Annotated in this window: 16 protein-coding genes; 5 read left to right on the top strand and 11 right to left on the bottom strand. The window is 62.4% G+C overall.

Annotation, left to right across the window (positions count from 1 at the left end):
* Nucleotides 1–25: 25 nt before the first annotated feature.
* Genes fliE through uvrB form a run of 5 tightly spaced genes read right to left on the bottom strand, consistent with a single transcriptional unit; the run spans nt 26 to nt 4,998 of the window.
* Complete coding sequence (gene fliE / locus ACG97_RS10930; protein WP_047967399.1) at nt 26–346, bottom strand: flagellar hook-basal body complex protein FliE; 321 nt, start codon at nt 344–346, stop codon at nt 26–28.
* Between the two features lie 29 nt (nt 347–375).
* Nucleotides 376–1,704 (bottom strand): sigma-54 dependent transcriptional regulator, encoded by a 1,329-nt coding sequence (locus tag ACG97_RS10925; protein ID WP_047967398.1) that lies wholly within the window; start codon nt 1,702–1,704, stop codon nt 376–378.
* Between the two features lie 51 nt (nt 1,705–1,755).
* Nucleotides 1,756–2,445, bottom strand: coding sequence for a chemotaxis protein CheB (locus ACG97_RS10920; protein WP_238377319.1), 690 nt, complete (start codon nt 2,443–2,445; stop codon nt 1,756–1,758).
* 49 nt (nt 2,446–2,494) lie between these two features.
* Entirely contained in the window at nt 2,495–2,983 is a 489-nt protein-coding gene (locus ACG97_RS10915) for a low molecular weight protein-tyrosine-phosphatase (RefSeq protein WP_047967396.1), read from the bottom strand.
* Between the two features lie 2 nt (nt 2,984–2,985).
* Nucleotides 2,986–4,998 carry an excinuclease ABC subunit UvrB gene (gene uvrB, locus ACG97_RS10910; protein ID WP_047967395.1) on the bottom strand — a complete coding sequence of 671 codons (2,013 nt, stop codon included), beginning with the start codon at nt 4,996–4,998 and terminating at the stop codon, nt 2,986–2,988.
* 150 nt (nt 4,999–5,148) lie between these two features.
* On the opposite strand from uvrB, the gene ACG97_RS10905 reads away from it, so the two are divergent.
* Nucleotides 5,149–6,003, top strand: coding sequence for a serine hydrolase (locus tag ACG97_RS10905; protein WP_047967394.1), 855 nt, complete (start codon nt 5,149–5,151; stop codon nt 6,001–6,003).
* Nucleotides 6,004–6,067: 64 nt separating this feature from the next.
* On the opposite strand, the gene ACG97_RS10900 is transcribed toward ACG97_RS10905, so the two are convergent.
* The 5 genes from ACG97_RS10900 to ACG97_RS10880 all read right to left on the bottom strand — a co-directional run bounded on the left by ACG97_RS10900 (nt 6,068) and on the right by ACG97_RS10880 (nt 12,035).
* Nucleotides 6,068–7,111 carry an ABC transporter ATP-binding protein gene (locus ACG97_RS10900; protein WP_047967393.1) on the bottom strand — a complete coding sequence of 348 codons (1,044 nt, stop codon included), beginning with the start codon at nt 7,109–7,111 and terminating at the stop codon, nt 6,068–6,070.
* Entirely contained in the window at nt 7,111–8,721 is a 1,611-nt protein-coding gene (locus ACG97_RS10895; RefSeq protein ID WP_047967392.1) for an iron ABC transporter permease, read from the bottom strand. The genes ACG97_RS10900 and ACG97_RS10895 overlap by 1 nt, the downstream gene beginning before the upstream one ends.
* 127 nt (nt 8,722–8,848) lie before the next feature.
* Nucleotides 8,849–9,874: an extracellular solute-binding protein gene (locus tag ACG97_RS10890; RefSeq protein WP_202902753.1), complete on the bottom strand. Its 1,026-nt coding sequence runs from the start codon at nt 9,872–9,874 to the stop codon at nt 8,849–8,851.
* A 167-nt stretch (nt 9,875–10,041) separates the two neighbouring features.
* The gene (locus tag ACG97_RS10885; protein WP_047967446.1) at nt 10,042–11,328 is read right to left on the bottom strand and encodes a flagellar assembly protein T N-terminal domain-containing protein; all 1,287 of its coding nucleotides are present in this window, start codon (nt 11,326–11,328) and stop codon (nt 10,042–10,044) included.
* A gap of 8 nt (nt 11,329–11,336) precedes the next feature.
* On the bottom strand, nt 11,337–12,035 hold the full coding sequence (locus tag ACG97_RS10880; RefSeq protein WP_053068143.1) for an LPP20 family lipoprotein: 699 nt from the start codon (nt 12,033–12,035) through the stop codon (nt 11,337–11,339).
* 168 nt (nt 12,036–12,203) lie between these two features.
* On the opposite strand from ACG97_RS10880, the gene ACG97_RS10875 reads away from it, so the two are divergent.
* From ACG97_RS10875 to ACG97_RS10860, 4 genes are all read left to right on the top strand, one after another.
* Nucleotides 12,204–12,767 carry a peptidylprolyl isomerase gene (locus tag ACG97_RS10875; protein ID WP_047967444.1) on the top strand — a complete coding sequence of 188 codons (564 nt, stop codon included), beginning with the start codon at nt 12,204–12,206 and terminating at the stop codon, nt 12,765–12,767.
* Nucleotides 12,768–12,785: 18 nt separating this feature from the next.
* Entirely contained in the window at nt 12,786–13,286 is a 501-nt protein-coding gene (locus tag ACG97_RS10870; protein ID WP_047967390.1) for a peptidylprolyl isomerase, read from the top strand.
* A 58-nt stretch (nt 13,287–13,344) separates the two neighbouring features.
* Complete coding sequence (locus ACG97_RS10865; RefSeq protein WP_047967389.1) at nt 13,345–14,067, top strand: UDP-2,3-diacylglucosamine diphosphatase; 723 nt, start codon at nt 13,345–13,347, stop codon at nt 14,065–14,067.
* 243 nt (nt 14,068–14,310) lie between these two features.
* Nucleotides 14,311–15,978, top strand: coding sequence for an L-lactate permease (locus ACG97_RS10860; protein ID WP_047967388.1), 1,668 nt, complete (start codon nt 14,311–14,313; stop codon nt 15,976–15,978).
* 459 nt (nt 15,979–16,437) lie between these two features.
* On the opposite strand, the gene ACG97_RS10855 is transcribed toward ACG97_RS10860, so the two are convergent.
* A partial coding sequence (locus ACG97_RS10855; RefSeq protein ID WP_047967387.1) for a type I secretion C-terminal target domain-containing protein occupies nt 16,438–19,133 on the bottom strand: 2,696 nt, incomplete at its 5' end.

Raw genomic sequence — 19,133 nt, 5'->3', positions numbered from 1 at the left:
GGCCCGAAACTCGAAACAGACGGCGCTACACTTGCGTATTCATGATTTCCTGATAGGCCGAAACCAGCTTGTTGCGGGCCTGAACCATGGTCTGGAAGCTCAGACTTGCTTTTTGCATCGACACCATGACGTCCTGGATGTTAACGCCTTCCTCACCCAGTTCAAACTGCTTTTGCAGCTCGAGCGAAGTGTTCTGCACCTGGTTGACCTGCTCCAGCGTGCTCTTGAGTACATCAGAAAAATCGACTTCGGGAGCGGTCTTGTCTACCGCAGGCGCCTGACCCGCGGCCAGCGACGACATGGCGCGCAGTTCACCCAATAGCTGATTGATACCCTGCGTGGACATAGTAACCTCTTGCAGTGAGACCGGCGGCGTCAAGCCGGACCGGCGTCTTCTTCACGATAACGCTGCAACTTGTAGCGCAACGTCCTTTCGCTAATGCCAAGGCGCTCTGCAGCCAGTTTTTTGACGCCACCGCACGCCTGCAGCGCATCAAGAATGTGACGCTTTTCCACCGCCTTCATGCCCAGATCGGACTCTTCGACGGCGCGGTCCACTGTCACCGGCAACACCATCGCCGATGGCGACAGCATCAGATCAACGGCAGAAACTTCCGGCCCGGCGGCAAGAATTGCCGCCCGCTGCATCACATTATCCAGCTCGCGGATGTTACCTTCCCAACTATAGGCCGTCAATTCACGCTCCGCGTCCTTGCCCAGGGTCAGACGCGACTTGGAAACGGCATTAGCGTGCTTATCCAGCAATTTTCGCGCCAGCGGCAAAATATCCTCGGTACGCTCGCCCAGCGCCGGTACCGCCAGCGGAAACACGTTGAGGCGGAAAAACAGGTCCTCGCGGAAGCGGCCGGCCGCGACTTCTTCCTGCACCTCACGGTTGCTGGTGGCCAGCACACGGATGTCCAGCTTGATGGTGCGCGTGCCGCCGACCCGCTCCACCTCCCGCTCCTGCAGCACGCGTAACAGCTTGGCCTGCAGGGACAGCGGCATTTCGGTGATTTCGTCGAGCAGGATGGTACCGCCCTGCGCCTGTTCGAACTTGCCGGGTAGCACGTTGGCCGCACCGGTGAAGGCGCCTTTCTCGTGGCCGAACAGGGTCGACTCCAGCAGGTTGTCGGGAATCGCCGCGCAGTTGACGGCGACAAACGGCGCCGCACTGCGCCGCGAGTGGCGGTGGATGAAGCGCGCCAGCACCTCTTTGCCGGCACCGCTGGGGCCGCTGATCAGCACGCTGGCGTCGCTGGGCGCCACCTGCCGCGCGATGGCCAGCAGCCGTTTCATCGGTGCGGAATAGGCCAGCAGTTCCGCGTCGCCTTCCGGCTCCGGCAGCAGGTATTTCTCCACTTCGGCAATCAGCTGCTGCGGTTCAAACGGTTTCAGCAGATAGTGGCTGGCGCCGGCGCGCAGCAGGTCGATCGCGCGCTCGATCACGCCATGGGCGGTCATCAGCACGAAGGGCAAGGCCGGATAGGTGGCCTTGACCTGCTGGAACAGGGTATAGCCGTCCATCGGCTGCATCTGGGCGTCCGACACCACCAGCCCGACCGCGTTGTCGCGCAACACCTGCAAGGCCGACTGGCCGTCCGCCGCCTCCAGCACCGCGTAACCGGACAGCACCAGGGTATCGACCAGCGCTTCGCGCAGGTCGGCATCATCTTCCACAACCAGGACAGGCAAATATTTCATGGGTAACCGATGTAATTCATGACAGGACAGGGTCAGTCGCCGGACAACAGCTTAGTCCTGATGCTGGCGCTGGCTGCACAGCGCGATCAGGCGCGCGGCAATATTATTGAGTGGCAACACTTCATGGGCGACGCCGAGGGCAATGGCCTCCTTCGGCATGCCGAACACCACGCAGGACGCCTCGTCCTGCGCGATATTATGGGCGCCCGCCTCTTTCAGCTCGCCCATGCCGGAGGCGCCATCGCGCCCCATGCCGGTCAGGATCACGCCGATGGCATTGCGCCCGATGACGTTGGCCGCAGCGCGGAACATCACGTCCACCGACGGCTTGTGGCGGTTGACCGGCGGCCCCTGGTGCAGGCTGATGGCGTAACCGATGGTGCTGGCCGGCTTGATCAGCAGATGGGAATGGCCCGGCGCGATATAGACCACGCCCGGCTGCAAGCGCTCGCCATCTTCGGCCTCCTTGACCCGCAGCTTGCACAGCGAATCCAGGCGCGCGGCAAAGGACTTGGTGAACATTTCCGGCATGTGCTGGGTGATGATGATCGGTGGCATCCGCTCCGGCAGCGCGGTCAGCAATACCCGTAGCGCTTCGGTGCCACCGGTGGATGAACCGATGGCGATGACCGTCTGGCGCCCTAGTGCCAGCCGGCCAGGCTGGCGCGGCAGGATGGCGTCGGCAGTGTGACTGGGCGCGACTTCCAGCGGCTTGAAATCCAGCCCTTCTTTACGCGGCATGACCATGTCTCCCCCTTTCGGCGGCGCCCGGGCGCCGCGTCAGGTTTTGTTATATTGCAGGCAACTGCGCCCTGGCCTTGTCCAGCCAGTGGCGCGACGCCTGCTCCAGCAAGGCAAACACCGCTTCAAAACCGGCCTCCCCACCATAGTAGGGATCCGGCACTTCGGCATCCGCCAGCATCAGCGCCAACTCTCCCGGCCAGTTCGCCGGCATCTGCCGCCGCAATTGTGCCAAATGATCGTAACCGGCAACCAGGATCAGATCAAACTGCTGCCAGTCTTGCGGCCGGAACGGCCGTGCCCGCAACGCGCTCATGTCGACGCCGTGGCGCAGCGCGGCCGCCACCGTGCGCGGGTCCGCCGCTTCTCCGGCGTGCCAGGCCGAGGTGCCGGCGGAATCGACATCGATCTGCGCCGCCAGACCGGCGCGGCCAACGTCACGCGCAAAGATGGCGTGCGCGGTCGGCGAGCGGCAGATGTTGCCGGTACACACGAACAGCACCCGAAAGCGGGCAGACGGCAAGACTGTGTTTGTCATGATTACAGCGGATTGATCCAGGCTTGTTCTTTTAACACTTTCAATTGGTCACGCAGGTTGGCGGCTTTTTCGAATTCGAGATTGCGTGCCGCTTCCAGCATTTCCTTTTCGATGCGCTTGATTTCCTTGGCCAGGGCTTTTTCATCGAGCACCACCGTCGACAACGCGCTCTTGCGCTTCGCGATACCGGCATTATCACCGTAAACGCCGTCGATCAGATCACGTACTTTTTTGTTGATGCCCTGCGGCACAATACCGTTGGCTTCATTAAATGCCAATTGTTTATTTCGGCGGCGCTCGGTTTCATCAATGGCCCGTTTCATGCTATTGGTGATTTTATCAGCATAAAGAATGGCGCGACCCTGCAAATTACGCGCGGCACGGCCGATGGTTTGAATCAGGCTGCGCTCACTGCGCAAAAACCCCTCCTTGTCGGCATCCAGAATCGCCACCAGCGATACCTCCGGAATATCCAGCCCCTCGCGCAGCAGGTTGATGCCGATCAGCACGTCGAACATGCCCAGGCGCAGGTCGCGGATGATTTCCACCCGCTCCACGGTGTCGATATCGGAGTGCAGGTAGCGTACCTTCAGCCCGTGCTCGGTGTAGTAGTCGGCCAGCTGCTCCGCCATGCGCTTGGTCAGCGTGGTCACCAGCACCCGCTCGTTGCGCTCCATGCGCAGGCGGATTTCCGACAGCAAATCATCGACCTGCGTCGCCACCGGCCGGATCTCGATCTCCGGATCCACCAGCCCGGTTGGCCGCACCACCTGTTCCACCACCTGGCCGGCATACGTGGTCTCGTAGTCCGCCGGGGTGGCGGAAACGAAGATGGTCTGCGGCAGCAGGCGTTCGAACTCGTGGAATTTCAGCGGCCGGTTGTCCGCCGCCGACGGCAGGCGGAAGCCGTACTCGACCAGGTTCTGCTTGCGCGCGGCATCGCCCTTGTACATCGCGCCGACCTGCGACACCGTGACGTGGCTCTCGTCGATGAACATCAGCGCGTTCTTCGGCAGGTAATCGATCAGCGTCGGCGGCGCATCGCCCGGCGCACGGCCGGAAAAATGGCGCGAGTAGTTCTCGATGCCCTTGCAGAAGCCCATCTCGTACAACATTTCCAGGTCGAAGCGGGTGCGCTGCTCGATGCGCTGCGCCTCCACCAGCTTGCCTTCCTTCTGGTACCACTCGATGCGCTGGCGCAGCTCCAGCTTGATCTGCTCGCAGGCGCGCAGCACTGTGTCGCGCGGCGTCACGTAGTGGCTGCCGGGATAGACGGTAAAGCGGCCAACGCGCTGCTTGGTGGCGCCGGTCAGCGGATCGAACAGGGTCAGCGTCTCGATCTCGTCGTCGAACATGCTGACGCGCACCGCCAGCTCGGCACTTTCCGCCGGGAAGATGTCGATCACGTCGCCACGCACGCGGAAGCCGCCGCGGGAGAAATCGACGTCGGCACGGTCGTACTGCATGGTCACCAGCCGCGCGATGATGTCGCGCTGCGCGATGGTCTCGCCCTCCTTCAGGTGCAGGATCATCTGGTGGTATTCGGCCGGATCGCCGATACCGTAGATCGCCGACACGGTGGCGACGATGATGCAGTCCGGCCGCTCGAGAATGGACTTGGTCGCCGACAGCCGCATCTGCTCGATGTGCTCGTTGATGCTGGAATCCTTTTCGATGAACAGGTCCCGGCTCGGCACATAGGCTTCCGGCTGGTAGTAATCGTAGTAGGACACGAAATACTCGACCGCATTCTCCGGAAAGAACTCGCGCATTTCCGCGTACAGCTGTGCGGCCAACGTTTTGTTGTGCGCCATGATGATGGCCGGACGGCCGGTGCGGGCGATGACATTGGCCATGGTGAAGGTCTTGCCGGAACCCGTCACCCCCAGCAAGGTCTGGAATGACAGGCCGTCATCCAGCCCCTCCACCAGCGAGGCAATCGCCGTCGGCTGGTCACCGGCCGGCGGAAACGGCTGGTGCAAATGGAACGGACTCTCCGGAAAAACAATATTCATCGACATTCACCCATTCGTCACGCCAGGGATAGCTGGTCCAATTGTTTTTCATGGCATAAATAGAAAATCAATCCGGACAAATCCATTCTGGCGATTTAAAATAAAATCTGTTTTATCACGTAACTCACCACGCATCGGAGCCACAAAAAGATGCTAAAGAATTTATTTGTTGCTTGCGTGCTGGCGCTTAGCAGCGGCGCCATTATGGCCGCCCAGCCGACAAGCTATCATCCGTCGGAAGCCGCCCAGCCGCAATTAAGCTCGCACTCGGTCGCCATCGTCGACGGCCGCACCGGGCAGATGGTATTCGAAAAGAATGCCAGGCAAAAGCTGCCGATCGCCTCCATCACCAAGCTGATGACCGCGATGGTGGTCCTGGACGCCGGCTTGCCGCTGGACAGCCCGATGACCATCAGCGACGAGGAACTCGACCGCCTGAAGAACACCGGCTCGCGCCTGTCCGTCGGCTCCACGCTGACCCGCCGCGAGATGCTGCTGCTGGCGCTGATGTCGTCGGAAAACCGTGCCGCGGCGGTACTGTCGCGCTACTACCCCGGCGGCCGCCCGGCGTTCATCGAGCGCATGAACCAGAAGGCGCGCGCCATCGGCATGCAGAACGCCAGCTTCTACGATTCGACCGGGCTGGACGTGCGCAACAGCGCCACGGCGATGGATCTGGTACGCCTGGTCAAGGCCGCCAACCAGTATCCGCTGATCCGCCAGTTCACCACCATGACCGAGTACACGGCACAGCCGACCGCCACCCGCACGCTGCACTACAAGAACAGCAATGCGCTGGTGCGTGAAGGCCAGTGGGCGATCGAACTGTCCAAGACCGGCTTTATCAACGAAGCCGGCGGCTGCCTGGTGATGGAAGCCGAAGTCGGCAGCCAGAAGCTGGTATTCGTGCTGCTGGCCGCCAACAGCTCGGCAGCGCGGGTACGGGACGCCCGCTCGATCAAGACCTGGCTGGAGTCCATTCCGCACACCTGGCTGGCGGGCTGAACCGCGCCAAGGTTGGCCGCAAGCAAAAAACCCGGTGCCTGGCACCGGGTTTTTTCATGGCCGCTCAGCGCGCAAAGGCAATCAGGTGATCCAGCTCCAGGCGGATGCCGATCGCCTCGCCGATGGCGTGGTTGTGATGGCTGGGCACCTGCGCCAGCACCTGCTGGCCGGACGGCAACTGCAGCGTGTACATGAACTCGGAGCCCATGAACACCTTGCCCTTGACGACGGCGGTCAGCTCGCTGTGGTCGTCGTGCACCACGTCGTCCGGACGCAGCAGCACGTCCACCTGCGCGCCGACCTGATAGGCCAGCGGCGTCAGGCTGCAATACTCGCCCACTTCCAGCGTCACGCACTGTGGCCCGCTGATCACCGCCGGCACGAACGCGCCCTGACCGATGAAATCGGCGACATAGCGGCTGGCCGGCTCGTGGTACAGCTGGTACGGCGATGCCCACTGTTGCAGGTGGCCGTGGTGCATCACGCCGACCTTGTCGGCCATGGCGAACGCCTCCTGCTGGTCGTGGGTAACCATGATCGCGGTCATGCCCTGCTCTTTCAGGATGCCGCGCACCTCGTGCGACAGGCGCTGGCGCAGGTCGACGTCGAGATTGGAAAAAGGCTCGTCCAGCAACAGCAGCCGCGGCCGCGGCGCCAGTGCGCGCGCCAGCGCCACCCGCTGCTGCTGGCCGCCGGACAGCTCGTGCGGATAGGCGCCGGCCAGCGCCGACAGGCCGACCACTTCCAGCATCAGCCCGATGCGCGCCTTGCGCTCGCCGTCGCCAAGACCGCGCAGGCCGAAGCCAACGTTGGCCGCCACGTCCAGGTGCGGGAACAGCGCGTAATCCTGGAACACCATCCCTACCGCGCGCAGATGCGCCGGCTTGTTGTAGCCGGGAGCGGCGATACGCTCGCCGTTGAGCCGGATGTCGCCACCGCGCAGCGGCTCGAAGCCGGCAATGCAGCGCAGCACCGTGGTCTTGCCGCAGCCGGAGCTGCCCAGCAGGCAGGCAATCTCGCCCTCCGCCAGCTGGAACGACATGTTATCGATCACCGGCTTGCCGGCGTAGGCCTGGCTGACCGCATTCAACTGAAGCAAAGCATCCATCAAGCAACATCCTTTTGACGTGACAGCAGCAAGGTGGGAATCAGACCGACCAGCACCAGCACCACTGCCGGCAACGCCGCCTGGTCAAACACCCCTTCCGACGTCAAACCGTAAATCCTGACCGCCAGCGTGTCCCAGCCGAACGGGCGCGTCATCATCGTGATCGGCATCTCTTTCATCACATCGACAAACACCATCAGCACCCCGGTCAGCAGGCCGCCCTGCAGCAACGGCAGGTGCACATGGCGCAGCAGCGCAAAGCCGGAATAGCCGAGGTTGCGCGCCGCTTCTTCCTGGCTGCGCGTGATGCGGTTCATCGCCGCGTCCACCGCCGAGTAACCGACGGCGAGAAAGCGCGACACGTAGGCCAGCAGCATCACCGCCAGCGTGCCCTTCAGCACCGCGGTGACATCCTGGCCGGCAAAGAAATGCCCGATCAGCACATTGTCCAGCCAGGCAATCGGCACGAAGATGCCGACCGCCAGCACGGTACCCGGGACCGCATAGCCCAGCGTCGCCACCCGCGCCAGCAGCCGCACCAGCGCACCACCGTCACGGCGGCGGGCATAGGACAGCAGCAAGGCGACGCAGACGATCATCAGCGCCGCCATCATCGACAGCGTCACCGAGCGCAGCGCATAGCCGAACAGCGCCTCGTTCCACTCCTGCTCCAGCGCGCCCCACGACCAGACCAGCAGCTGGCCGAACGGCAGCACGAAGGCCAAGACCAGCACCAGCAGCGCGTAGCCGCTGGCCAGCCAGGCACGCGCGCCGGCCAGCCGCAAGCGCGGCAGCGGTGCGGCGCGACCGGCCTGCACATAGGCGCGACGGCCGCGCGCATACTGCTCCAGCACCACCATCACGAAGATCAGCGCCACCAGCAGCGACGCCAGCTGCTTGGCGGTATCCAGCGAGAATAGCGAGAACCACGCCTTGTAGATGGCGGTAGTGAAGGCATCGAAGTTGAAGATCGACACGGTGCCGAAATCGGCCAGCGTTTCCATCAGCGCCAGGATCAGGCCGCCCATGATCCACGGTCGCGCCATCGGCAGCGCGATATGCCAGAAGCCGGCACTGCGCGACAGGCCCAGCGTCTGCCCCACCTCCAGCGCGCGGCGGCCCATGGTGGAGAAGGCATTCCGCGCCAGCAGGTAGACATAGGGATAGAACGCCAGGCTCATCACCAGCACCAGGCCGCCGGTGGAGCGGATCGGCGGAAACCAGCGCGTATTGTCGAAATGCGCGCGCAGCAGGGTCTGCACCGGGCCGGGAAAATCGAACAGCCCGACCTGGGTGAACGCCATCACGTAGGCCGGCATCGCCAGCGGCAGCATCAGCGCCCAGTTGAAGTGCTTGCGTCCCGGAAAATCGTACACCGCCACCAGCCAGGCCAGCGGCACGCCCAGCAACAGCACGCCGGTGGCCACGCCCAGCACCAGCCACAGCGTGTTGTTCAGCAGCTCCGGCAACGCGTAGTCGAGCAGGTGCTGCCAGATCACCGGGTCCGGCGTCAGCGACGACAACACGATCACGGAAAGAGGGATCAGCGTCAGCAGGCTGATCAACAAGGCGACAAGCGGCCAGCGCCAGCGTCGGAAAACGGATGGCATAGAAAAATGAAGGCGAAAATCAAAAGGCGGATTATCCGCCTTTAGCCCTTGCGGCTCAAACGACATTCACGGGCCTCGCAAACGAAAAAGGGCGCCACGGCGCCCTCGGGTTGAAACCACTGCGGGATTACTTGTAGCCGACGCGGTCCATCAGCATCACAGCTTCGGCCTGTTTCGAGCCGGCCACTTTGACGTTGATCAGGTTGTGCTTGAAGTTGCCCCACGACGCCACCAGCGCATCGGCCTTCACTTTCGGGTTGGCCGGATACTCGAAGTTGACGTCGGCGAACATGTTCTGTGCCTTGTCGGACGACAGCCACTCCAGCAGTTTCACCGCGCCCTTCACGTTCTTGGCGTAGCGCACGATACCGGCGCCGGACACGTTGACGTGGGTGCCCTTGCCAGCCTGGTTGGCCCAGAATGGGCTGACCGGGAAGGCCGGGTTCTTGGCGACGATACGGCCGTAGTAGTAGGTGTTGGCCATGCCGACATCACACTGGCCGGCGGCAATCGCCTCCAGCACCGCGTTGTCGTTGCCGAACGGTGCGGTCGCCAGGTTGTTGACCCAGCCCTTGACCATGCGCTCGGTGGCCACCGGGCCGATATCGGCGATCATGGTGGCAACCAGCGACTGGTTGTAGACGTTCTTCGAGCTACGCAGGCACAGCTTGCCCTTCCACTTCGGGCTGGCCAGGTCTTCGTAGGAAGCCAGCTGCGCCGGTTTGACGGTGTTCTTGTTGTAGAAAATGGTACGGGCGCGGACCGACAGGCCGTACCAGTTGTTGTCCGGATCGCGCAGGTTGGCCGGGATGTTGCCGTTCAGCACGGCCGACTTGATCGGCTGGAACAGGCCCATGTCTTCGGCCTTCCACAGGTTGCCGGCGTCCACAGTCAGGAAGATGTCGGCCGGGGAGTTGCTGCCTTCTGCCTTCAGGCGCTCCATCAGCGGGCCTTCCTTGTCGGAAATGACCTTGATGGCAACACCGGTTTCCTTGCTGTACGCGTCAAACAGCGGCTTGATCAGCTGTTCGGCACGGGAGCTGTACACCACGATTTCTTCCGCAGCAGCGGATCCTGCGAAGACAGCCAGCAGCGAGGCAAGCAATACCTTTTTGTTCACAGTCACACTCCTTAAAAGCCCGTTGTCAGGCATAGCATCAATGGCAGCGATTGTAATAAAGACAAGAATCGTTATCAACAGCAATTTGCAACAAAACTGATCTGCATCAGCCCCGGCCGCGCGTGAAAGCGCCATCACCTAAAGCAAAGGTTGGCCGCAAAACGACGCTTGCGGCCAACCTTGCCAACATTCAAATAACCTCAGCGCCGTACCGGAAAGCGCACCCAGTCGCCGACATCCACCTTGCCGCGGGCATTGCGCAGCATCGCCACCGCCAGCCGCGGCTGCACCTGCAGCAGCTCGACATCGCCGATCACCCGCTCCGGCAGCCCCAGCACCACGCCGTCGCCGCGACGGATCTCGGTCTGTGGCTGCTGCTTGTAGACGATGAGGCGGTCGGCACTGGCCAGTCCGTCCAGCGTGCCGGCGCCCAGGTAGACGCGGTCGCCGTCCACCCGCACCACCCGCGCCGCGAACGGCAGGCAGTGCATGGTATTCGCCAGCTTGCCGGCAACGCCATCCAGCAGTGTCGCCACGCTGCGTCCATAGTCGTTTTGCTGGAAGCGGCTCAGATCGAAGATACGCAGCGAGCTGTCGTGCACCGCGCCGCGCGCAGTCGTTGCCACTGTGGCAGTGGCCAGCACGCCGCCGGTCAACGCGTCGTACAGCCAGTATTCAACGGCGAAGCGGCGCTCCACCGGCACCACCCGTGCCGAGGCGCCGAACAGGCCGGCCAGCGGCCCAGTGTAATACAGCCCGGCCTCGCTGCCGCTGGCGCCACCAAACGCGCCCAGCCGCGGCTCCTTGCGGGTGACGCCGGTGTCCAGCACCCGTCCGGCGAGCACGAACTGCACCTCCTCGCGGCGGCCGATGTCGCGCACGGCATCGCTGGCCTGCCACGGCTCCTGCACCTTGCCGCCGGGGAACAGCGACACGTTGCCGGCATCCAGCGCACGCACGTCGCGCAGCGCATTCAGCCGTCGTGACAGTTCGGACGGCAACCAGGTCGCCAGATTGCCGAGGTCGCCGGCATCCTGCGGTTGTGCTACCTCGAAATAGGTGCTGACCAGCCGCCGGGTCAGGAAACGTCCCGCCGGTGTCGCAGGACGGGCGCAAGCCTGGCTGGCAGACGCACCGGCCGCTTCCGCGGCGGACACCGGCTCGGCGGTATCGACTTCCACCGTGACGAACAGCAGCCCGTCACGTTGGCTTTCCTGCAGCACGCGCGGCGTGCCGGGCAGCGTCAGCGGCCCGGTCATGCTCGATTCGGTCAGTTCGCCGTTATCGAGCCGCGACGTGGCCTGCAGCGTGCCGGCGTGGGTCATCGCCATCTGCCGCACCGCGTCCTCGATCGCCTGCTGCCGCGCCGCGACAAGGCCGGACTCCAGCGAGGCCATGCCTTCTGCACGATATACCTCGGCCGTCGCCGGTCCTGCCAACAAAAACGCCGCCCACAGGGCGGCGTACCAGAATGGTTTAGTCTTCATCTGCGCCGTCATTGCGAAACATAGTAGTCGCCACCATAGACACAACCGCTGTCGGTACATCCCAGCTTGCTGCCGTCGGCGGCAGGCAGCACCCGTGCCGCGGTCGCCACGTTGCCGGTGGTCACCAGCGCGCTACGATAAGCCTTGAAGAAGCCTTCGTCCAATACCACTTCGCCGATGGTCTCGCTGCTGCCGTCGGCCTTGAACTCGGTGGACAGCAGTCGCACGCCGCGCAGGTAGGCATCGACGAACACGCGGTAGCTATCGTTGGCCGCAATCATGTTGCCGACGGTACTGCTGCCGGACAGCTTGAAGCCCTGCACCTGTTCCGCCATCGCGCGATAGGCATCCAGCTGCGAGGCACGCATCGCCAGCAGGCGGCGCTGCACCGGCGACAGGCTGCGGTTGGCCGGCGGCGCGCCGTAGCCGACCACGCGGATGCGCAGTGCGTTGTACTTTTCCACTTCCTTGGCTGCCGGCTCGGACAAGGGGCCGACATAGCCGCCGCCCATCATCACGCCGCCCTGGGTCATCACCGGCTGCCGGGAGATCCCCGGCTGCTCATGGCTTCCCGCCACGGCAGGCGCATCGGCAACCACCATCCAGCCTTCGCCGGCCGCTTCCTGCGCCACCGGCGCCGCGGACGAGGCGCAGGCTGTTACCGACACCAGTGCCAGCAGACTTGTTGCCAAAACCGTTTTTTTCATTGCGTTCTCCGCCTACTGATTACATGTCGTGTTATTGCTTCATCGCTTTATCGGCCGTTGCCGCCCAATCTTTAACCGCCGACGGACGCGCCGCCGCCCGCGCCGGCTGGCACATCGCCGCCGGCCTCATGGTAAACTGCGCGCCTCGACTCTCCGGAAACCATGGCCATGAAGAAGATTGCCGCCCTCGCCTTGCTGTTGCTGCCCTTGCTGGCGACCGCCGCGCCCAAAGTGGAGCTGCAGACCAACAAGGGGCTGATCACCGTCGAGCTGGCGCCACAAAGCGCGCCCAAGACCGTCGACAATTTCACCCGCTACGTCAAGGCCGGCCATTACGACAACACCGTGTTCCACCGCGTGATTGACGGCTTCATGATCCAGGGTGGCGGTTTTACCATCGACGGCGGTGCGCTGTCACAAAAACCGACACGCGCGCCGATCGCCAACGAGGCCGACAACGGCCTGAAGAACGTGATCGGCAGCATCGCCATGGCACGCACCAACGACCCGCACTCGGCGACCTCGCAGTTCTTCATCAACCTGGTCAACAACGATTTTCTGGATTTCCGCAGCAAGACGCCGCCAGGCTGGGGCTACACCGTGTTTGGCAAGGTGACCGCCGGCATGGACGTCGTCAACCGCATTGCCAAGTCGCGCACCGGCTACATTGGCGGCATGCAGGATGTGCCGATGGAGCCCATCGTCATCCAGAAAGCCACTTACAAACCCTGATCCCCAAGGACTCCCATCATGATCAAACTGACTACCAACTTCGGCGACATCACGCTGGAACTGTTTGCCGACAAGGCACCGAAAACCGTCGCCAACTTTGAGCAGTACGTGCTGGACGGCCACTACGACGGCACCATCTTCCACCGCGTGATCAACGGTTTCATGATCCAGGGCGGCGGTTTCACTGCCGACATGAAGCAGAAGGACACCCGCGACACCATCGAGAACGAAGCCAACAACGGTCTGTCCAACAAGACTTACACCGTGGCCATGGCACGCACGCCGGATCCGCACTCCGCCAGCGCCCAGTTCTTCATCAACGTGTCGGACAACGACTTCCTCGATTTCCGCAGCGAAACCATGCAGGGCTGGGGCTACGCCGTGTTCGGCCAGGTGGTTGCCGGCCAGGACGTGGTTGACCGTATCAAGGGCGTGAAAACCGGCCGCACCGGTGGTCACCAGGACGTACCGGTCGAGCCGGTCATCGTCGAAAAAGCCGAGATCGTGGCTGCCGCCTGATCCCGTTCACGCAAGACCCGGGGCCGCTGCGTGCGGCCCTTATTCATGGTGCCGCACGATGGCCATTCACCTGATCTCCGATCTGCACCTGCACGCCGACGCACCGTGGCTGGGCGAGCTGTTCCGGCGCACGCTGCGGCAGTGGGCCGGCCACATCGACGCGCTGTACATCCTCGGCGACCTGTTCGAGTACTGGGTCGGCGACGACGACGATGACACCTTCGCCCGCAGCATGGTCGCGGCGATGCGCGACTTCAGCCGCCACACACCGCTGTTCGTGATGCACGGCAACCGCGACTTTCTGCTCGGTGCCGGCTTTGCCGCCGCCAGCGGCGCCACGCTGCTGCCCGATCCACACCCGCTGCAGGCCTGCGGCCGCCGCTACCTGCTCAGCCACGGTGACGCACTGTGCGGCGACGACAGCGCCTACCAGCAGTTCCGCGCCATGGTGCGGCAGCCGGCCTGGCAGCAAGCCTTTTTGCAGAAGCCGCTGGCGGAACGCCACGCCATCGCCCGCCACATCCGCGAGCAGAGCGAATCGCGCAAGCAGCAGGACGGGCCGAGCGAAATCAGCGACGTGACCGAAGACGCCGTTGTCGCCCTGCTTGCGGCCAACCCTGGCTGCACGCTGATTCACGGTCACACCCACCGTCCGGCCGTACACCACCATGCGCTGGCCGACGGCGAGCGTACACGCTGGGTGATCCAGGACTGGCACGACGGCCACGCCGGTTACCTGTGCCTGGACGACAGCGGCGTCTCCGCCCACCCGCTGCCGTAAGCCCCCTGCCTGCCACAAGGTTGGCCGCAACGCCTGTCCGGCGTTGCGGCCATTTTTTCGTCTTCTTGTTTGTTTTCAGCAACTTGCCTTGATTACCCAGGGTTTACCCGCAAGGGCAAGCCCCAAATGACGCCGACCACCGTCTGTCGCTAAAGTTCGCGCACGGCACATAACGCCTCGCGCAACCGCCTGCCGTCAGGCAGCAGCACCGAGATCGCGCATCACAATAAGGAGAGTTACATCATGTGGTCACACGTTTACGACCCGCTCGGCAGCCCGTGGCTATCCACGCTGGCCGCCAGCATCCCGGTCATCGTCCTGCTGGGCGCACTGGGCCTGTTCCACGTCAAGGCGCACAAGGCCGCGCTGCTGGGCCTGGCGACCTCGCTGCTGGTCGCCATCGGCGTGTTCGGCATGCCGGCCGAACTGGCCGCCAGCGCCACGCTGCTGGGCGCCGCCAATGGTCTGCTGCCGATCGGCTGGATCATCCTCAACGTGATCTTCCTGTACCAGCTCACCGAGCGCAAAGGCCAGTTCGCCATCCTGCGCGAATCGATTTCCGGCATCACCACCGACCGCCGTCTGCAGCTATTGCTGATCGCGTTCTGCTTTGGCGCTTTCTTTGAAGGTGCCGGCGGCTTCGGCACCCCGGTGGCCGTCACCGGCGCCATGCTGATCGGCCTCGGCTTCTCGCCGCTAGCCGCCTCCGGCCTGTCGCTGATCGCCAATACCGCGCCGGTGGCCTACGGCGCGCTGGGCACCCCGATCACCACCCTGGCCAAGGTCACCGGCCTGGACGTGCTGCAGATTTCGTCGATGGTGGGCCGTCAGATGACCCTCTTCGCCATCATCGTGCCGTTCTGGCTGCTGATCGCGTTCTGCGGCTGGCGCAACACCATGCGCATCTGGCCGGCGGTACTGGTGGCTGGCCTGTCGTTTGCCATTCCGCAGCTGATCGTGTCCAACACCATGGGGCCGGAACTGGTGGCGGTGATCGCCTCGGTGTGTTCCATCGCCGCCTTGGTCGGCTTCCTGAAAGTATGGAAACCGAAAGAAATCTACACCTCCACCGCCGGCACCATGGGTGGTGAAGCCGCCAACGGCGCCAAGGCCATCATCGCCGACAAGCATCACGGCTACAGCACTGGCGAAGTGATCCGCGCCTGGCTGCCGTGGCTGATCCTGTCGGTGGCGGTATTCGCCTTCGGCTCGCCCACCATCAAGAAGCTGCTGGACAGCATCTTCACGCTGGAAATCCAGTGGCCGGGCCTGCACAACCTGATCTACAAGATGCCGCCCGTGGTGACCGAGCCGCACCTGGAAGCCGCCATCTACAAGTTCAACCTGCTGTCCACCACCGGCACCGGCATCCTGGTCGCCGCGCTGATCTCGGCGCTGATCATGGGCTACCGTCCGTCCGAAATGCTGAAGGTGTACAAGGAGACCTTCTGGTCGCTGCGCTACTCGCTCACCACCATCGTGGCGATGCTGGCACTGGGCTATGTCACCCGCTTCTCCGGCGTCGACATCACCCTCGGCCTCGCGTTCTCGCATACCGGCGTGTTCTACCCGTTCTTCGGCACCCTGCTCGGCTGGCTGGGCGTGGCGCTGACCGGCTCCGACACGGCGGCCAACGTGCTGTTTGGCGGCCTGCAAAAAGCCTCGGCGCAGCAGCTGGGCCTGTCGCCGATCCTAATGACGGCGGCCAACTCCTCCGGCGGCGTGATGGGCAAGATGATCGACGCGCAGTCCATCGTGGTCGCCTCCACCGCCACCCAGTACTACGGCAAGGAAGGCGTGATCCTGCGCTTCGTGTTCTTCCACTCGCTGGCACTGGCCTGCCTGGTCGGCCTGGTCGTCTCGGCCATGGCCTACCTGCCGCCATTCACGGCCCTGGTCATCCACCCGTAAGCGTCGTGGTGACAACAAAACGCATGCTGGGCCCAAGCTATGCCCGGGCCCAGCATACCGATCGACACGGATGTGACACACGCCTGACAGCCCTAAAGAACTACGGTCCCAAGCAGCTTTTCATATTTGGGGACTCCTCAGGCGATGAGGCTGGTTGTCGTCATGGGTGTCTGTTATAGCAAAACACCACCTCCGCGCGCACCCGACAAGCGTAGTCTGCCAGGCGCCTTGTTTCAGGAAAACCATCGCACAAAAGCCAATCCGTGTTCGGATTGGCTTTTTTCTCGAGCTTAGGCGCGCGAGCAGGACTTCCCCCTGCAACCTTCTGTATCAGGCCAGTAAACACAAGCGATCACGTTACGCCATACTGCCCCCGCCATGCCATGACTGTTTACCGATCTCACGGCAACAAAAAAAGGGCCGGAAACCCGGCCCTTTTGCACTGACAGCCTGCGCTGCTTACAGATCCACCTTCAGATTGCCATTGGCCAGCAGGTTGTTGATGATATTCGCATCGCCAGCCCCAAGGTCAGACAGTTTCACGCCTTCCAGCGTGATGGCCTGATCGAAGCCACCCACAACATTACCGCTGGAACTGATCTGCACAACGGCGTTACCGGCGGCATCCTTGTCGAAATGCAGGTAATTGCTCAGGTTACTGCTGTTCTCACCCTGCAGCAGGTCTTTCAGATCCAGCACGTCACCACCGACGCCGGCCTTGAAGTCAGTGATGCTATCCCTCGCAGCCGAGCCCACGGCACCCGCATCACCCAGCGCCCACTTGAAGGTGTCGATACCTGTGCCACCGGTCAGCGTGTCATTACCAGCACCACCAACCAATGTATCGCTGTCTGTGCCGCCTTTCAGCACATCGTTGCCGCTACCGCCATACAGCGCGTCACTACCGCGGCCACCATCCAGGTAGTCGTTACCGGTATCACCGTAAAGCGTGTCGTTGCCATGACCACCCAGCACCACATCGTTACCTGCATCACCATACAGAGTATCGTTGCCAGCCCGGCCATCGATGAAGTCATTGTCGGCACCGCCACTCAGGGTATCGCCACCGATGGTACCGTAGGCGATATCTTCGCCGTTGCCGTAGCTGACAGTCTGGCCGGTCTGGCTTGAGCTCGAGGTAGCGAGCTCACCACCTCTAACGTTGCTGCTCAGCCAGTCAGTGTCGTCCCACTGTGATGCATTGCCATTATCGAACTGTGTGCTGTAGTCATACTCGTTGTTGGGGTGTACGCCAACATACTCGTCCGAGTTGATCAGCAGGGCCTTGCCGCTGGCGCCATTCACGTCAATCGTGAACTGATTGTCTTGGGACAGGGTAATCGCCGAGTTGCCAGTCACGGTGAGGTAAACCCGCAACATCACCTCGCCGTTCTCGGCATACAAGCGCTCATACGATAGCGTCGCACCGCTTGGCAGGCTCTTGTTGATCAGCGTCAGCGTGGCATTCTGGTCACTGTCGGTCACCAGGATGTCCCAGTGCAGCGATTCGCCCACCGCCAACGTCATCGTGCCGTTCTTCACCTTCATGTCGAATTCGTTAGCATTCGACGTGTAGTTCATCAGCCAGTAGGCACCACTGTTGCCGCTGCTATACGACACCGGAGTATCTTCCACCGCGGTCACCGAAATATTCAGCGTGGACGCATCGGTGGTCTTGCCATCGGTCACGACGTAATTCACGGTCGGCACCGGGCCGTTGAAGTCTTTCACCGGCGTGAAGACATAACTGCCATCGGCATTGACCTTCAGCGCACCGATATTGGCAACCGTGGCAGTCTGACCCGCGGTGTAGCTGCTGCCGCCGATGGAGAAGCTGCTTACCGTTACGGCGCCTTCGATGCTGCTGGTACCGGTCAGCACCGAACCGCTCAGCACGCCATCCTCCGCCATGGTCACCACCTCGTTGGCATCGGTGAAGTTGGCTACATCCAGTACGGTGATAGTAAAGTTGGCTTGGCTGCTGTCGCTATCCACCACGCTGCCATTAACCACTTCGCTGGAAGTCGAAGTCACCGTCAGGGTGTAGTTGCCAGGCTGGTCCACCTGAATCTGCAGGGTGGTCAGACTCCAGCCTGTCACATCCAGCTTGCCGTTGGCACCAACCGTCAGCTCATGACCAGCGCCATCCTTCAACACCGCCCCAACCGGCAGACCGGAAATCTCGACAGCCAGTTCTTCGGAACCATCGGTATCGGTCAGCGCGGTATTGATATCCCCCAGGCTGAAGAAACTGTTCTCGTAGCCCTTGTTCTCAACCGCCGAGAAAGTGATGTTGTCCAGCAGGGCGCCGTAGCTGTTACCTGAGTCCGTAGACGTGAAGATCAAACGGTAAGTCCCGGATGCTTCTGCCGTCCAGTTCTCGGTCACGTTGTGCCAGCTGCTGTCCGTCGGCGAGAAGGTGTACAGCACGACAGACGAACCGGTAACCGGGTTACCGGAGGCATCCAGCTTGACCAGCGATACCGACATGCCGGAACTGGCAATATGGCCATTACGTGCCGCAACATCGAAATCCAGCTCGTAGAAGCGGCCAGCTTCAACCTGGATATCCGCATACAGGGTCTTGTCGCCGGTGGCGGCTTCAATCTCCATGACTTTGTTACTGGAGCTACCGCCCTGGTAGATGCCTTCCTTGCCTACCTCGACATAACCACTGCCGTTCCAGGTGCTCCAAGTGCCCACCGTGCTGGTACCCGAAATCGTGTTGATCTGGATCGTCTCGGAATAACCTTGGGAAGGCAGTGCCACATCTTCAAAGTTCATTGAAGCCACGGTCTGATAATTGTTGATCGTCAGTGCCGGTTTGTCTGCCACCGGTGTTACATCAATATTCAAGGTAGCGCTGGTACCGGTATTCGTGGTGTAAGTCACCGCTGGAACGGTACCACTCCAGTTGCCGGCCGGTGCGAAGGTGTAGCCGCCATCGCTACCCAAGGTCAGCGTCCCGACACCGTTGATCGTTGCCGTCTGGCCAGCAGTGAAACTTTCTGTAGTGCCATCACCATTGATGTCCACGGAGAAGCCAGCCACTGTCAGGTTGCTATCAATATCACGGTCGTTGTCCAGCACATTGCCACTCACCGCCGTATCTTCCAGCGTAGTGTTGCTGTCGATGCCTGCCACACCTTTATCGT

The sequence above is a fragment of the Vogesella sp. EB genome, assembly GCF_001037925.1.
GTDB classification, from domain to species: domain Bacteria; phylum Pseudomonadota; class Gammaproteobacteria; order Burkholderiales; family Chromobacteriaceae; genus Vogesella; species Vogesella indigofera.
This window is presented reverse-complemented; position numbering and strand designations above follow the sequence as displayed.

Coding starts and splice junctions, on each gene's coding strand:
- fliE (WP_047967399.1), bottom strand. CDS start 346: ATGTCCACGCAGGGTATCAATCAGCTATTGGGTGAACTGCGCGCCATG.
- ACG97_RS10925 (WP_047967398.1), bottom strand. CDS start 1,704: ATGAAATATTTGCCTGTCCTGGTTGTGGAAGATGATGCCGACCTGCGC.
- ACG97_RS10920 (WP_238377319.1), bottom strand. CDS start 2,445: ATGCCGCGTAAAGAAGGGCTGGATTTCAAGCCGCTGGAAGTCGCGCCC.
- ACG97_RS10915 (WP_047967396.1), bottom strand. CDS start 2,983: ATGACAAACACAGTCTTGCCGTCTGCCCGCTTTCGGGTGCTGTTCGTG.
- uvrB (WP_047967395.1), bottom strand. CDS start 4,998: ATGAATATTGTTTTTCCGGAGAGTCCGTTCCATTTGCACCAGCCGTTT.
- ACG97_RS10905 (WP_047967394.1), top strand. CDS start 5,149: ATGCTAAAGAATTTATTTGTTGCTTGCGTGCTGGCGCTTAGCAGCGGC.
- ACG97_RS10900 (WP_047967393.1), bottom strand. CDS start 7,111: ATGGATGCTTTGCTTCAGTTGAATGCGGTCAGCCAGGCCTACGCCGGC.
- ACG97_RS10895 (WP_047967392.1), bottom strand. CDS start 8,721: ATGCCATCCGTTTTCCGACGCTGGCGCTGGCCGCTTGTCGCCTTGTTG.
- ACG97_RS10890 (WP_202902753.1), bottom strand. CDS start 9,874: ATGCCTGACAACGGGCTTTTAAGGAGTGTGACTGTGAACAAAAAGGTA.
- ACG97_RS10885 (WP_047967446.1), bottom strand. CDS start 11,328: ATGAAGACTAAACCATTCTGGTACGCCGCCCTGTGGGCGGCGTTTTTG.
- ACG97_RS10880 (WP_053068143.1), bottom strand. CDS start 12,035: ATGAAAAAAACGGTTTTGGCAACAAGTCTGCTGGCACTGGTGTCGGTA.
- ACG97_RS10875 (WP_047967444.1), top strand. CDS start 12,204: ATGAAGAAGATTGCCGCCCTCGCCTTGCTGTTGCTGCCCTTGCTGGCG.
- ACG97_RS10870 (WP_047967390.1), top strand. CDS start 12,786: ATGATCAAACTGACTACCAACTTCGGCGACATCACGCTGGAACTGTTT.
- ACG97_RS10865 (WP_047967389.1), top strand. CDS start 13,345: ATGGCCATTCACCTGATCTCCGATCTGCACCTGCACGCCGACGCACCG.
- ACG97_RS10860 (WP_047967388.1), top strand. CDS start 14,311: ATGTGGTCACACGTTTACGACCCGCTCGGCAGCCCGTGGCTATCCACG.